This window comes from Patescibacteria group bacterium, from assembly GCA_004297215.1.
Lineage (GTDB): Bacteria > Patescibacteriota > Patescibacteriia > UBA9934 > GWF2-40-263 > 2-01-FULL-63-20.
In genome coordinates this window covers 135,592-148,449 of sequence record SCUM01000001.1, presented here as the reverse complement: position 1 = coordinate 148,449, position 12,858 = coordinate 135,592, and the positions used below count along the sequence as shown (strand labels likewise).

The following is a 12,858-nucleotide window of genomic DNA, read 5'->3' as shown; positions in this document are numbered from 1 at the left end:
TCACGCGAACAGTTTGCGATAGACCTCGAGGATGCTTTCCGGGATCGGACAAAGCGTGTATTTGACTTCCAAATCTACGAAATCGGCATCGTACGTATCCGTCGTTAACGAAAATACGTAGATGCTTGCCGAGAGACCAAGGTCCGAAATCTTCTTCTTGAATTCGGATATTGCATCCAGATTGTAGAGGATGCCGGTGACATGATTCACGTCGCGATAAATCTTGAACTGCTTATTGTCTGCAATTTTTTGGAAGGTGCCCTCCTTCACGCAGATCATCTCCATCGAACGTTTCACAAGCTCACGGCGGGTATCATCTGAAACGTCTGATTTTTTTACGAAGGTCGTTTTGAAGTAGCGCAGATTGACCGGTATGCCTGTTGTATCCTTATGGTCCTTGTGGCCGTCAATTACTTTAATCAGTCGCGGAAAGGTAATATCCTCTGCTATGTCGTTTTCGTTGTTAGTGCAGAGTATGAATCGCCGGTTACCACCAAACTTTTTGTTGAGGTAAAGCGTCGCGTGCCCCGTGGTTCCAGAGCCGGCAAAATAGTCCAAAATTAAAGCATCGGGCCGCCCGTGTACAACGGTCTCGAGACACTTAGCCGTCGCAAATACAGATTTTGGGTAAGGAAATTCGACGCCGATCAGGTCCCTGACCAGGGAGGTTCCATATTTACCAGCGTCGAATTCGCCGCCTCGCCATACAGTCTTGTATCGCCCGGGCGAAGCCGTCACGAATAATTGTATTTCTCCCTTGGACTGCCGAACCTCAATGCGGTCTAGATAATCATTGATCGAATCCAGTCCAAAGTGCCACCGCCTCTCTCGACCATCGTCATCGATGGGCCAAATAGCGATTTCACCATTTTTTTGTACAACATTTCTTTTTTTAGGATGAAATGAGGCGTCCGGCGTATCACCAACCCTTATAACCTTTCCACTCCTTACGTAAATTGGATAAAACATCGTCGGCCTTTCTTTTCGAGTCGACGCACGACCAGCTCTGCGAAGATTGCGCGTGTCCACTTTTTCGGTCGGATCTTTTCCTATCACATTCGTCGCCTTTGGTACTACGAAAATTGCAAACTCATTTGTATACGTAAAGTGCCGTGTCGGTGAGCCCTTGGGGTTGTGCTCAATGACGACTGTGACTATTTCCTTATCCGGAAAAAGCTCCTCAAGTAAAATTACGATTCTCGGCTGCTCATGCTTATCGATCGTCACGATTAGTACGCCATCATCCTTTAATAAATCTTTCGAGAGAAGGAGCCGTCTCTGCATCATCGAGAGCCACTTGCTGTGCCTGAAAACGTCGTTAATATCGACGTAGTCATTGTTATATTTCCAGTCCCTAGCTCCTGTGTTATAGGGCGGATCAATATAAACGACATCAATCGCGCCCTTATGCGTGTAATTTAAAACGGAAAGTGCGTGGTAATTATCTCCTTCTATCAAAATATTGGTCCCAAGCAATCCATCTTTGAGATGCGCTCTTTCTGGCACCTCCTCTAAAACCGGTAACTGCTCCCTGCATTGCTCCGCCACATCCTCAGGCTTATCCTCCCAAACCAAACCGTATTTCTTGCAGTCCTCAAGTCGGCAGATCTCCGAGATCAGCTTCTCCTTGTCCCATTTTTTGTACTTCTGGTGTCTAGACATAGCGGTTTTTCGAACCCCCTAAGTTTACAGTAGTTAAGGTAAAAAAGAGAGGCCTGATTGTGGGTAAAAAGGGTAGAAAAAAATGATCTCCAGCCTTGGCGACCACGCCACGACCGCAAAGATTGCCGAGATCATGCCGGACATCAATGTGTACGCGTGCGCAAAATATATTCTGAAGGAAGGGACCCGGGAGGAGAAACGAGATCTTCTGTCTCACATCAAATCAACCATGAGGATCTCTGATGGAACGGTGGAACCGGCGGTCTAGGTAGCAGGACTCAAGGGCAGACGCTTTATTCTTCTTTCTTCGCACTGTGGGGGGCTTTTGTTGTCAGATCTTGCTGGGAAATCCATTTTGCGTGCTCGGTTGAAATCAAAGATTCAACTCGTTCAACGAGCACTTTTTTCGCCTCCTCATCGCTCATTCCCGCATAAACAACTGAACGGCCAATGTACAGGTACTTCTCATGTCGGAGTGCCTCGCATGTGGAGCGATATGTGATCCAATTGTGCGACCATTGGTTTACGTGTTGCAAACCCTCGAGGACGATAATCAGAATTCCTAATGCAGCAGTGATGCACGAAGATGTGCTCGCTAAAAAAGGAATGAGTCCCGCAAAACTGAATTCCAGGATCTTCGCCCATTTGTAATAATGCTGAGCGCTTTGCGACTTCGTGTCATACCACCTGATTTGCTGTTCTAGCCGTGCGTACCCGGAATCAGGTTCTTGTTCGGTATTGCCGGGAACTGCCATAGCTTCTCGTTTCTTTAGTCTGAACATATTGATTAGGGGCGCACCTTCACCTTTTCCGCGATGGCGTGATCTCGCTTCAGAAACGCCTGTTCGATATACGTGTTGGGATTGAGACGAAAGTCGTCCCACTTCACAAGCACGCAATAGCGATCATCCTCCGCGTGATGGCACTTGTCGTGTTGTATGTAGTAGTTGCGATGGAACTCCGAAACCGTCGTCCCGTCCCCGACGATCACCCAATTATGACTCTCACGACAGGTGGTACATTCGAAAGGCCCCTTAAAGATACTTTCGTACATGGACGGAAGCACGACGCCGAGAATACCACTTCTTGCGTTATTCTCTCCGTTATACAGAGAAGCCTGGAGTTCTCGCTTGATGAATTTCTGTTCCTCGTAACCGAGGACCTCGGAACTTTTGTTCCCAATCAAGTGAATCGTCACCGTGGAGTCCGACAGGTACTGGTCACGGATCGCGCGCATAATGTAATCCTCGTCGTCTGAATCTATAGCCTCATTCAGAGACTTATCAATCATGTCTATGTTGGGGTCATTTTGTATCGCTTCCTTGTAAGCGATGTCCTCTGTCTTAAACGAGATGAAACATTTTCTGGCCATATTCAAGAAAGTTCCGGCACCTCCTTTTAAATGACCTTCTCCCTACTTACGGTGAAGTCGCCTCTATCGGTCAGCAGCACACCAATTTCTTGATGCTCTATTGACCGACCGTGTCTGGGTCGCCAGACACAGTCGCTCATGGCTCCGGGGGTGGGATTCGAACCCACGACCAATGGATTAACAGTCCACTGCTCTGCCGCTGAGCTACCCCGGAATGTAATTTGCACGTGCGAGACACAGCGATGCCGCTGAGCCCTCCGGGTCTACGATCCGTCGGGTCGGAGACTACCCCGGAATGTGCGTTAATTTCTCGATGAACTTTTTCCGTTGGTGTGCACTCCGTTTCAGAGTGTACTCACGCCAACGGGCCTCTGCTCGTGTCGGATGAGTCTCATGACCGACCAGGCGAAAAGGGGTCCGATGTCGTGTAGAGCGTACGGTACCGGCGTTGTGTTGTTCCAGGCGAATGGAGAGATCCTGCGTCTGACCGATGTAATATTGATGGTCTTTCTCACTTTGCAGCAAGTAGACAAAGTACATACATCGCGCAGCCGCTGAGCCCTCCGGGTCTACGACCCGTCGGGTCGGAGACTACCCCGGAATAAGGTGGCGCGAGTGTATCAAAACGTCAGGGTTGCCGCAAGATTCGGTGATGGGGCGGGTGTGCTACCCTTTGAGGGTATGAAAAAGACACACGCATTCGTTCCGGCCTTGGCGATCGTGCTGCTTGGCGCCGGGTGCTCCGTTCCCGTCCCGGGCCCCGCGAACACGCAAGGCATCTACGCACCGGCATCGGCCACGCGTCTCGACTTGAGCGGACAGGGCCTCGAACGCGTCCCCGCGTCCGTGTTCGACCGCATCAGACTGGTTGAACTGGACCTGTCCGACAACCGACTCACCGGCGCGCTGCCGGGAGAGATCCGGCACCTGCGGAACCTTCGCGTCCTCGACGCGGGCGGCAACGCGATGACGGGCGTGCCGGCCGAGATCGGCCAGCTTTCTTTGCTTGAAACGCTTGTCCTGTCGGACAACGAACTTACGGGCCTTCCGATGGAACTCGGGAACCTGCCGAACTTGCGCCTGCTCGACCTGCGCGGCAACGACGTGTCACGACCGGACCTCGAGGCCATCCGCGCGCGCCTCAAGGACACCGAGATCCTCGAATGATCCGCGCATGATCCTCTTTTCTCCTGTTTTGACGCTGCGCTCCTGGTTCGAGCGTTACGAACGCGCTCTGGTCCCAGGCCTGCTGGTGGCGGGGTTCTTCGTGGACGTGGTGACGTTTCGCACGCTGCAGGTGACGACCACGCTCTCGGTGCTGGGCGCGTATGCGCTCGCGGCAGCCGCGGCCATCGCGTACGCGAACGCCTACGACGCGCGGCCGGCACCGCCCAAGGGGCGCGTGTGGAGCGCGGCGCGGCTTGCTTGCCCGCTCGCCATTTCCTTCGCGTTCGGCGCGCTCTTGAGCTCGTCGTTCCTGTTTTACTGGTACAGCGGATCGCTTTCGGCCAGCTGGCCGTTGATGGCGTTCTTCGTGGCCCTCATGACGTCGAACGAGGCGCTACGCCACGTGTTCTTGCGCCCGCGCATGCAAATCGTGGTGTTCGCGTTCGTGCTGCTCTCATACTTCTCGCTCCTGTTCCCGTTCGTGTTCAACACGCTCGAGTCCTGGGCGTTCCTCCTCGCGGGCGCGGCGAGCACGGTGGCGGTGCTTTCGCTCATCTCGCTCATCGCCCGGTTCTCGCCCGCCGTCCGCCGTTTCGACCTGCAGCTCACCGGCGCCGCGCTGTTCATCGTCGCGGCCATGGACGGGCTGTATTTCCTCAACATGATCCCGCCCATCCCGCTCTCGATCCGCGACGCTGGCATCTACCACGACCTTGCGCGCTCGGGCGACGGGTATGCCCTGCTTGGCGAAGAGGAATCCTTCCTGGCGTCCGTCACGCCGGGGCAGGCGCTGGGGCCCGACGAAGACGGACGCCTCTACGCCTACACCGCCATCTTCGCGCCCCCGGGGCTTTCGGCGGTCATTGCCCATCGCTGGGAGCGCTTTGACGAGGCCAAGGGCGATTGGGTGCTGCACGCGCGCCATTCCTTTCCGATCACTGGCGGGCGCGACGCGGGGTATCGCGGCTATTCCTATGCGCTCGTCGCTGCCGGGCGCTGGCGCGTGACCGTGGAGACCGAGCGCGGCCAGGTGCTCGGGCGCCTCTCATTCACGTACGCGGCGCGCTGACCGTATGAAAGCGGCCGCCAAGCTCCTTGCCTGGTTCGACAGGAACGGCCGGACCCTCCCCTGGCGCAAGACGCGCGACCCGTACCGCATCCTCGTGTCGGAAGTGATGCTCCAGCAGACGCAGGTGTCGCGCGCGCTCGTCTTTTACCCGCAATGGCTGGAACGGTTTCCGAATTGGAAGGCGCTCGCCAAGGCGGACAACGCCTCTGTGATCCGCGCCTGGTCCGGCCTTGGCTACAACCGCCGCGCCCTGATGCTGCGCGACATCGCGCTCCAAATCGCGGTCAATCCCCGACTACCACCTACCAACTACCACCTACCAACTACGGAATCCGAATGGCGCACCCTCAAGGGGATCGGCCCGTACACGGCCGCGGCGCTTGCGTCGTTCTCCCTGCATGAACGCGTCATGCCCGTGGACACGAACGTCCGCCGCGTGCTCGGACGGTTTCTGCTTGGCATCCCCTTCCCGTCCCCGAAGCAGGACGAGCGCATCCGCAAGGCCGCGGACGCGTTCCTGCCAAGGCGCGGGCGGTTCTACGACGTGCCGCAGGCGCTGTTCGACCTCGCGACCATGGTGTGCAAGAAGACGCCCGACTGCACAAGCTGTCCCATGCGTACCGTTTGTCCTGCCGCGGCGAAATTCCTCTCGGGAAAAGTCCGCATCCCGAAGCGATCCGTTGCCAAGGCCGCCGAGTCGCGGCACCGAAACAAGCCGCATCCGGACCGCATCTACCGCGGCCGCATCCTGAAGCTCGCGGGGCGCAGTGGCGGATTCTTACTCGCGCGCCTGGGTGAAACGATCGATCCCGGATACGACGACGCGCTCGACCGCGCCTGGCTCGCGGCCATGGTGGAGCGCCTGGTCGCGGACCGCCTGCTCGCGCGTACGACGAAGACCGTGTCGTTGCCGCGTTGACAAGACGCGCCGTTTCGGGCCAGATGTGCGAAGTCCTTTCCACCCGGAGGTGAACCATGGGACAGACGGAAAAGCCCGTCGGCGCTTCCGCGATCGTGAACGAGGTGACGGATCCGCGGCGCCGCGCGCGCCTGTTGAGCGTCATCCTCGGGACGCTTGAGACCTGCCGGAGGGTCCAGGACAACGCCGAGGCGTCGCAGGCGTCCACCAAGGCGTACGCGGCGCGGCGCTACGAGGCGATCGCCGTGATGCTCCTGCAGGTGGTGCGCGCGTCGGACCTCGCCATCGACGAGGAGGAGCAGGTGCGCGACGTCCTCAAGCGCATCGCGCGCAAGAAGTGGCTCGACACGGTGCGATTCGAGGAGGTGGTCCGGCCGTCCACGGCGCCCAAGAAACAGCTCTTCCTGGCCGTGCTCGAGCGCCTGGACAGGCTGTGCGCGTCGGTCGCCATGCTCCACGCCAAGGGCGGCGGGGCAAGCAACCCGGCGATCGAACAGGAGTCGGAACGCTTCATGCGAAACGCGGTGGGACAGCTACAAGGGATGCCTGGAATGACCCCGTCGCAGCGGCGCGCGGCCATCTACGAGGAGATGCGGCAGTTCCGCCCGCACCAGGTGACGGCAACCGAGGCCGGCGCCGAAGTGCTGTGCAAGGTGCTGCGCGAATCGCATCTCGCCCGCCATGAGCTGAGGGCCGCGATCGACCAGGTCGTGAAGCAGCAGCGCCGGCTCTACGACAGCGCGAGCCCGTTCCTCAACATGCTCGACTACACCCGCGGCGCGCTCAATGCGCGGCTCTCCTCGACGACGGCGTAAACCCCGTCGTTTTTTCATAAAAAAGACGGCCGTGTTCACGGCCGCGTGAAGCGGATCTCGGCGGTCTCCTGCACGTCGCGCAGCCGCCGCACGAGCTTTTCCTCGATCTGGCGGATGCGCTCTCGGGAAAGCCCCCAGTCGTCGGCGATGGACTGAAGGGATTCGGGTTCCCCGCCGTCGAGCGCGAAGCGGCGCTCGAGGATGTCGCGTTCCCTTGGCTTGAGCTGCGCGAGCATGCAGCGCAAGCGCATGCGGGCCTGGAGGAACCCGGCAAGGTCCTCCGGACCGGGGGCGTCGTCGCCCACGATCTCGCGCGAGGCGCCGTCCTCGAGGACGTCCTGGGCCTCGAGCGGGACCGCCCTGCGCACGTGGACGAGCAGGTCATGCCCGACCTTGGCGTTCCAGCCCAGCCAGGCGCACGTCTCCTCCACGGACACGCGCCTCTTGAGCCGGCGCGTGAGGTACGCGTGCGCCTGCGCGTAGGTCACGTACCGCTGCTGCACGTTCGGCGGCAGCGTGGCGGCGCCATCCACGGACCCGCAGCCGCGCTGCATCGCCTGGCGGATCCACCATACGGCATAGGTGGAGAACCTCGTCCCCATGTCGGGGTCGAAACGCTCGGCCGCGCGGATGAGGCCGAGCATCCCCTCCTGCACCAGGTCCACCACCTCCACGCCCGGCAACCGCAGGGCTCGGCGCGCCATGGAGAAGACCAGACGGACGTTGCGTTCCGTCAGCACGCGCACGGCCCGGTCGCCCTCGCGCATCCACCGCTCGACCGGAACGCCCCGTGCCTCCTCGACGAGCCGCGCGCGCGCCTCCGGCTCCTGCACGGAATTCGGGTCCGCGAGCGCGGCCGCGTACGCGAGCGCCTTTCGCCGCAGGGTCACGGCCGCGCCGAGCGCCTGCTCCTGCTGCCGCGTGAGCAGCGGCAGGCGCAAGATCTCCCGGTAAAGCGCGCCGGTGCCGTCGTCATGCGACGGCCGCTTCCTATTCACCATGGACACCCCCTGAAAGGATCGAGGCTATACCCTAGCCTCCCCCTTGCGTCCGGTCAACGGTCTGGTACGCTTGAAGCACTCCGCTGCGATACGTATTGGCCAAAAGAATTGGCTGGCTCGGAACCGCCGCGACCGTGGTCGCGGCATGAGAGCCTAGGAACGCAAGTTCCACTGTCAGATAGCCAATTCCGTACGCCGCGGAGTATCAAAACACCCGAGGATCCCTCGGGTTTTGTGTTTCCAGGCTCAACGCGCGGCCGAAAGGGTGATGCGACTCGTGATCGAGGACACGCTGTCCGGAATCTGCCACTGCACGGCTTCTGCGACCTGTACCGGCGCTTCGGGACCCATGACGACGACCGGCTGCCGGATCACGGCTTGTCGCACGACCAGCACGAACGCCACGGTCACCATCCCGCCGGCGAACACGATGCGGGCCGTCTCGACCCACAGGGCGACCGTCTCGGCCGTGCGATGGCGCTCGAAGTAGGGCGAGTTCAACAGGGCCCGGCGCAAGGCATAGAAATGCCTGGGGTCGGCCGGGACCGGTTCAGACCCGATGCGGGTGAGCAGTCGCTCGAGCGTGAGCGTTTCCTTGGCGGACATAGGTGTCGGGTTGCGTGCGCTTTTCCTCGGCGACGACGAGTCCGCGCAGCTTATTGAGCGCGCGATGGATGTGGGACTTGATGGTGCCCTCCTTCATGCCGAGCGTGGCGGAAATCTCGGGAACGGTCTGGCCGCTGAAGAAGCGCAGGTTGAGGATGGTCTGCTGCTTTTGGTTGAGCTTGGTGAGCAGACGCCGTACGACCCCGGCCTGACGCTTGAGATCCACGACATCCTCGTCGACCACCGCGCTCACGTCGGGCCGATACAGATCGCTTGCCGCCACCTCGGGGCATTCCTCGCTCGTGACCGGGAACGCCCGCGCCTTGCCGCGGAAGTAGGTGCCGGCCTGCGCCGCCGCGATGGCGAACAGCCAGCTCTTGAACGGCTTCCCACGCAGCTCGTAGCGCCGGATGTTCTTGAGCGCCTGGAAAAACGTCTCGCTCGCGAGGTCCTTGGCCGCTTCGGCGTTGCCCGTGCGCTTGTAGAGAAAGCCGAAGATCGGCTGGTAGTACGCGTCGTACAACCGGCCGAACGCTTCGGGGTCCGTCTTTGCCTGGACGATCACCTCCTCTTCGTTCATAGGGTGTGGAAATCAATCGACCTTTCAAGAGTATATACCAAAACGGGGCGCAAGGTTGCACCCCGTTTTTTCTTAGTAATCTCGCAACTTCGCGATCAGCTGGTGCTGCTGGATCTTTTCGAGCGCCTTGGCCTCGATCTGGCGGATGCGCTCGCGGGTGACGTCGAATTCCTTGCCCACCTCCTCGAGCGTGTGGCTCACGCCGTCCGTAAGCCCGAAGCGCATCTCGAGGATCTTCTGTTCGCGCGGGGACAGGTCCTTCATCGCCTCGTTCACGTAGTCGCGCAGGAGCTCGCGGGCGGCGGCCTTGTCAGGGCTGATGGTCTTGGTGTCCTCGATGAAGTCCTCGAGCTTGCTGTCCTCGTCGTCTTCGCCCACGCTCGTCTCAAGGCTCACCGTGTCCTGGCTGATGCGGCGGATGTGCAGAACCTTCTCGAGCGGCTCGCTCATTTCCGCGGCGATCTCCTCGGGGAGCGGCTCGCGGCCGAGGTCCTGGATGAGCTGGCGCTCCACCTGCATGAACCGGTTGATGGTCTCCACCATGTGCACAGGGATGCGGATGGTGCGGCTTTGGTCGGCGAGCGCGCGGGTGATGGCCTGGCGGATCCACCAAGTGGCGTAGGTGGAGAACTTGTACCCCTTGCGATACTCGAACTTCTTCACGGCGCGGAACAGGCCGATGTTCCCCTCCTGGATGAGGTCAAGGAGCGACATCTGCTTTCCCACGAACTTCTTGGCGATGGACACCACCAATCGGAGGTTCGCCTCGATGAGGCGGCGTTCGGCCTCCTTGTCGTTGCGTTCCTTGCGCTTGGCGAGCGCCACTTCCTGCTCGCCGTTCAAGAGCGGGATCTTGCCGATCTCGCGCAGGTACATCTGGATGGAGTCCTGGGTGAGCTCCGGGATGCCCGTGTCGGACGCCGAGCTCTTCTTCTCCTTCTTGACCTCCTTGTCATGGCTCACGCGGATCTTGTCGTACACGTCGTCGCGGTCCTTCTCGCGCCCGAGGATCCCCTCCTTCATCTCGATGAAATGGATGCCGATGCGGTCGATCGCCTCGATGAACTCCTCGTAGGCGGGAAGGTAATCCTCCACGTCGGGGAAGGTGAAAAGCACCTCGTTCTCCGTGATGAACCCGCGGCTCATCCCCTTCTTGACGAGGCGGTCGAGGACGTCGGCACCAGGCGGCTCCGCGCGGACGTAGCGCGGCCTTTGGTGGGGCGCGGGCTTCTTGCCGCGCTTCTTATGGGCTGGTTTCCCGTGGACCTGCCTTTTTGAAAGGGTCTTCTTATGCATGGGCTTCTTCCCGCCTTCGCCGAGGCTTCGGCGGGCGTACGCCTTCTTGACGGACATAGAAAAGGAAGGTGCCGCCCTGCCCCGGCGTGGCGTCGGGATCAGCGCAGCGATGTGAGTTCCTTGATTAGACGCTCGACCGCCTCGCGGTCGCCGTCGCGCTCGGCGCGACGGATGTCCGCCTCGATCGCTTCGCGCCGGCGCTTGGCATCGGCTGCGACGAGGATGTGGACCAATTCGGTGACCTGTCCCGGGAGATCCTTCTCGGCCACGCCCGCGAGGAGCCGTTCGGCGTCGAGCGCGGCGGTGTCGAGCAGGGGGACCAAGTCCGCCTGGCTCGCATGCGCTTCGATGGCTGAACGTAATCGGCCGTAAGGACCCGTTTGGCCCGGGAGGTCTGTCTGGGGGAGATGATACTGGTCCTTGACAAGGCTGTAAAGCGTGGCCCAAGGCTCCGGCAGCGGCAGGCTGCCGAGCGTTTTCGCGACGCGGTCGAACCAGGACGGGCTTTGGATGGCCAGGCCGACCAGGGCGCGAGCCGACGCGTCTTGCTTGGAGCTGCGCGAAGAGGTCGGCGGGAGGTCGCGGGCGGGGGCAGGGGCGGTCCGCGTCGCGGGTCCGATGGCCGATCGCAGCGCCCCGATGTCGGTCCGAAGCAGGTCCGCCACGGTCTGCAGCCAATGTTCCCGCTCCACCACGTCGGTGACGAGCCGCAGCTCCGGCAGGATGAGCGCGGACACGGCGCGCTTGTCATCCACGTCGCTCAAGTCCCGCCCGAGCACCGCTCGCTCGATCATGAACTGCATGATCGGCACCGACCGGCCCGCCGCTTCACGCCAGAGCGCCGGATCCTTCTGCACCGCCTCGTCCGGGTCCTTGCCGGCCTCTTGCGGAAGCACCGTCGCGCGCACGTCAAACCCCATCGCGCGCGCGAGCGCGATCCCCTTCTGCGCCGCCTTGAACCCGGCCGCGTCGCGGTCGAACGAGAACGCGATCGTCCCCGTGAACCGCTTGAGGAGCGCGAGCTGTTCCTCGGTGAGCGCGGTCCCCGAACTGCCGACGACGTTCTCGACGCCGGCCTTGTGCGAGGCGATCACGTCGAGATTCCCTTCCACGATCACCACGCTCCCGGCGCGCTTGATGGCCTGCTTGGCAAGATGGAGGCCGTACAGGAGGCTCCCCTTGTGATACACCGCCGTCTCCGGCGAGTTCATGTATTTTGGGCCGTCGGAGGGGGGAGGGGGGAGGGGGCCCACCTTCGCTGAAGCTTCGGTGGGCAGGTAGGGGGTAGGGATGATGCGGCCGGTGAAGCCGACGACGGCGCCGTGCTGGTCGCACAGCGGGATCATCAGGCGATGGCGGAACCGGTCGATGTGGCCGACGCCCGACTTCCGCCGTTGCGTCAGTCCGGCCTTTTCCCCGTCCCCGTCCCGATATCCTTTCTTTTGCAGGAACGACGACAGCGTGTCCCAGGCGTCCGGCGCGTAGCCGAGCCCGAACTTCTCGGCGAGTTCCGCGCCGATTCCGCGCCCAGCCACGTAGGCCCGGGCCTGTTCCGCGGCCGGAGAATCCATGAGCACCTTCCGATAGAACTTCGCCGCAAGCTCGTTCACGGCCACGAGCCGCGCGCGCTCGTTCCCTTCCGTCGAGTCGTAGCGCTTCACCTCCACTCCGACCTTGTCGCCCAGGAACTTGAGCGCCTCCGGGAACTCCATCCCCTCCATCTTCATCACGAACGAGAAGCAGTCGCCCCCTTCCGAGCAGCCGAAGCAATGGAAAATCTGCTTGTCCGTCGAAACGTGGAACGAAGGCGACTTCTCGGCATGGAACGGGCAGAGCCCCTTGAAGCTCGCCATGCCCGACGGCTTGAGCGTCAAATAGCCGCCGATCAGCTCCGCGATGTCGGTCTTCTGTTTGATCTCCTCTTTGGGGTCCATGTCGACACCCTAGCACCTTCCGCGCACCAGGGGCTAGCCGCCGAACAGGCGCGAAAAGAAGCCGCCCTTCGGTTCGTCGTCTACGGGATGAGACGCGACGGGACGCGTCGGAACCGGTCGGAAAAACGAGGCGATGCGTTCCATCTCGCGCTCGACGAGCGGGCCCGAGTATTCGCCGCCGTGCGCGCGGCTCCCTTCGTAGCTCGGCTGCTTCTGGTCGATGTGAAGGCTCACGCGCGCCCCGCCGCCCTGCTCCTCCACGTACGCGTGCAGACGCGGGAACGGCGTCCCTTGGAGGCGCCGCGTAAACGCGATCTCATTGCCGTCGGCCCTCTGCTCGGCATAGCCGGAGCGCCGCATGGTGTTGCGCGCGCGGTCGGAAAGCGGCCCTGGGAAGAATCGGTCCATACGCGGGCAGGATACCAAAGGTTGACCGA

General features: G+C 61.1%; 14 protein-coding genes and 1 tRNA gene. 4 read left to right on the top strand and 11 right to left on the bottom strand.

Annotated features, from left to right (window positions below; genetic code table 11):
* The 5 genes from EPO34_00730 to EPO34_00710 all read right to left on the bottom strand — a co-directional run bounded on the left by EPO34_00730 (nt 1) and on the right by EPO34_00710 (nt 3,574).
* Nucleotides 1-1,662 carry a site-specific DNA-methyltransferase gene (locus EPO34_00730; protein TAK03672.1) on the bottom strand — a complete coding sequence of 554 codons (1,662 nt, stop codon included), beginning with the start codon at nt 1,660-1,662 and terminating at the stop codon, nt 1-3.
* A gap of 293 nt (nt 1,663-1,955) precedes the next feature.
* The gene (locus tag EPO34_00725) at nt 1,956-2,444 is read right to left on the bottom strand and encodes a DUF4231 domain-containing protein (GenBank protein TAK03671.1); all 489 of its coding nucleotides are present in this window, start codon (nt 2,442-2,444) and stop codon (nt 1,956-1,958) included.
* Nucleotides 2,445-2,449: 5 nt separating this feature from the next.
* Entirely contained in the window at nt 2,450-3,034 is a 585-nt protein-coding gene (locus tag EPO34_00720) for a molecular chaperone Tir (GenBank protein ID TAK03670.1), read from the bottom strand.
* A gap of 139 nt (nt 3,035-3,173) precedes the next feature.
* Nucleotides 3,174-3,248, bottom strand: a tRNA-Asn gene (locus tag EPO34_00715).
* A 71-nt stretch (nt 3,249-3,319) separates the two neighbouring features.
* Nucleotides 3,320-3,574, bottom strand: a complete 255-nt coding sequence (locus EPO34_00710; GenBank protein ID TAK03669.1) for a GIY-YIG nuclease family protein — start codon at nt 3,572-3,574, stop codon at nt 3,320-3,322.
* A gap of 141 nt (nt 3,575-3,715) precedes the next feature.
* On the opposite strand from EPO34_00710, the gene EPO34_00705 reads away from it, so the two are divergent.
* From EPO34_00705 to EPO34_00690, 4 genes are read left to right on the top strand one after another with little or no spacing between them, the layout of a single operon-like run.
* The gene (locus EPO34_00705; GenBank protein TAK03668.1) at nt 3,716-4,201 is read left to right on the top strand and encodes a leucine-rich repeat domain-containing protein; all 486 of its coding nucleotides are present in this window, start codon (nt 3,716-3,718) and stop codon (nt 4,199-4,201) included.
* A gap of 7 nt (nt 4,202-4,208) precedes the next feature.
* A complete protein-coding gene (locus EPO34_00700) occupies nt 4,209-5,270 on the top strand; it encodes a DUF2914 domain-containing protein (GenBank protein ID TAK03667.1) in 1,062 nt (353 codons plus the stop codon).
* 4 nt (nt 5,271-5,274) lie between these two features.
* Entirely contained in the window at nt 5,275-6,189 is a 915-nt protein-coding gene (locus tag EPO34_00695) for an A/G-specific adenine glycosylase (protein ID TAK03666.1), read from the top strand.
* A 56-nt stretch (nt 6,190-6,245) separates the two neighbouring features.
* On the top strand, nt 6,246-7,004 hold the full coding sequence (locus tag EPO34_00690; protein ID TAK03665.1) for a hypothetical protein: 759 nt from the start codon (nt 6,246-6,248) through the stop codon (nt 7,002-7,004).
* Nucleotides 7,005-7,039: 35 nt separating this feature from the next.
* On the opposite strand, the gene EPO34_00685 is transcribed toward EPO34_00690, so the two are convergent.
* The 6 genes from EPO34_00685 to EPO34_00660 form a co-directional block, all read right to left on the bottom strand.
* On the bottom strand, nt 7,040-8,005 hold the full coding sequence (locus EPO34_00685; protein TAK03664.1) for a sigma-70 family RNA polymerase sigma factor: 966 nt from the start codon (nt 8,003-8,005) through the stop codon (nt 7,040-7,042).
* 246 nt (nt 8,006-8,251) lie between these two features.
* Nucleotides 8,252-8,611, bottom strand: a complete 360-nt coding sequence (locus tag EPO34_00680) for a hypothetical protein (GenBank protein ID TAK03663.1) — start codon at nt 8,609-8,611, stop codon at nt 8,252-8,254.
* On the bottom strand, nt 8,556-9,191 hold the full coding sequence (locus EPO34_00675) for a sigma-70 family RNA polymerase sigma factor (GenBank protein TAK03662.1): 636 nt from the start codon (nt 9,189-9,191) through the stop codon (nt 8,556-8,558). Before EPO34_00675 ends, EPO34_00680 begins: the two co-directional genes overlap by 56 nt.
* 72 nt (nt 9,192-9,263) lie before the next feature.
* Nucleotides 9,264-10,487: a sigma-70 family RNA polymerase sigma factor gene (locus tag EPO34_00670; GenBank protein TAK04304.1), complete on the bottom strand. Its 1,224-nt coding sequence runs from the start codon at nt 10,485-10,487 to the stop codon at nt 9,264-9,266.
* A 98-nt stretch (nt 10,488-10,585) separates the two neighbouring features.
* On the bottom strand, nt 10,586-12,421 hold the full coding sequence (locus EPO34_00665; GenBank protein ID TAK03661.1) for a DNA primase: 1,836 nt from the start codon (nt 12,419-12,421) through the stop codon (nt 10,586-10,588).
* 33 nt (nt 12,422-12,454) lie between these two features.
* Complete coding sequence (locus tag EPO34_00660; protein TAK03660.1) at nt 12,455-12,829, bottom strand: hypothetical protein; 375 nt, start codon at nt 12,827-12,829, stop codon at nt 12,455-12,457.
* Nucleotides 12,830-12,858: the final 29 nt, after the last annotated feature.

What these genes read in the sequence shown, in the direction of transcription:
- EPO34_00730 (TAK03672.1), bottom strand. Translation starts at nt 1,662, where the DNA reads ATGTCTAGACACCAGAAGTACAAAAAATGGGACAAGGAGAAGCTGATC.
- EPO34_00725 (TAK03671.1), bottom strand. Translation starts at nt 2,444, where the DNA reads ATGTTCAGACTAAAGAAACGAGAAGCTATGGCAGTTCCCGGCAATACC.
- EPO34_00720 (TAK03670.1), bottom strand. Translation starts at nt 3,034, where the DNA reads ATGGCCAGAAAATGTTTCATCTCGTTTAAGACAGAGGACATCGCTTAC.
- EPO34_00710 (TAK03669.1), bottom strand. Translation starts at nt 3,574, where the DNA reads ATGTACTTTGTCTACTTGCTGCAAAGTGAGAAAGACCATCAATATTAC.
- EPO34_00705 (TAK03668.1), top strand. Translation starts at nt 3,716, where the DNA reads ATGAAAAAGACACACGCATTCGTTCCGGCCTTGGCGATCGTGCTGCTT.
- EPO34_00700 (TAK03667.1), top strand. Translation starts at nt 4,209, where the DNA reads ATGATCCTCTTTTCTCCTGTTTTGACGCTGCGCTCCTGGTTCGAGCGT.
- EPO34_00695 (TAK03666.1), top strand. Translation starts at nt 5,275, where the DNA reads ATGAAAGCGGCCGCCAAGCTCCTTGCCTGGTTCGACAGGAACGGCCGG.
- EPO34_00690 (TAK03665.1), top strand. Translation starts at nt 6,246, where the DNA reads ATGGGACAGACGGAAAAGCCCGTCGGCGCTTCCGCGATCGTGAACGAG.
- EPO34_00685 (TAK03664.1), bottom strand. Translation starts at nt 8,005, where the DNA reads ATGGTGAATAGGAAGCGGCCGTCGCATGACGACGGCACCGGCGCGCTT.
- EPO34_00680 (TAK03663.1), bottom strand. Translation starts at nt 8,611, where the DNA reads ATGTCCGCCAAGGAAACGCTCACGCTCGAGCGACTGCTCACCCGCATC.
- EPO34_00675 (TAK03662.1), bottom strand. Translation starts at nt 9,191, where the DNA reads ATGAACGAAGAGGAGGTGATCGTCCAGGCAAAGACGGACCCCGAAGCG.
- EPO34_00670 (TAK04304.1), bottom strand. Translation starts at nt 10,487, where the DNA reads ATGCATAAGAAGACCCTTTCAAAAAGGCAGGTCCACGGGAAACCAGCC.
- EPO34_00665 (TAK03661.1), bottom strand. Translation starts at nt 12,421, where the DNA reads ATGGACCCCAAAGAGGAGATCAAACAGAAGACCGACATCGCGGAGCTG.
- EPO34_00660 (TAK03660.1), bottom strand. Translation starts at nt 12,829, where the DNA reads ATGGACCGATTCTTCCCAGGGCCGCTTTCCGACCGCGCGCGCAACACC.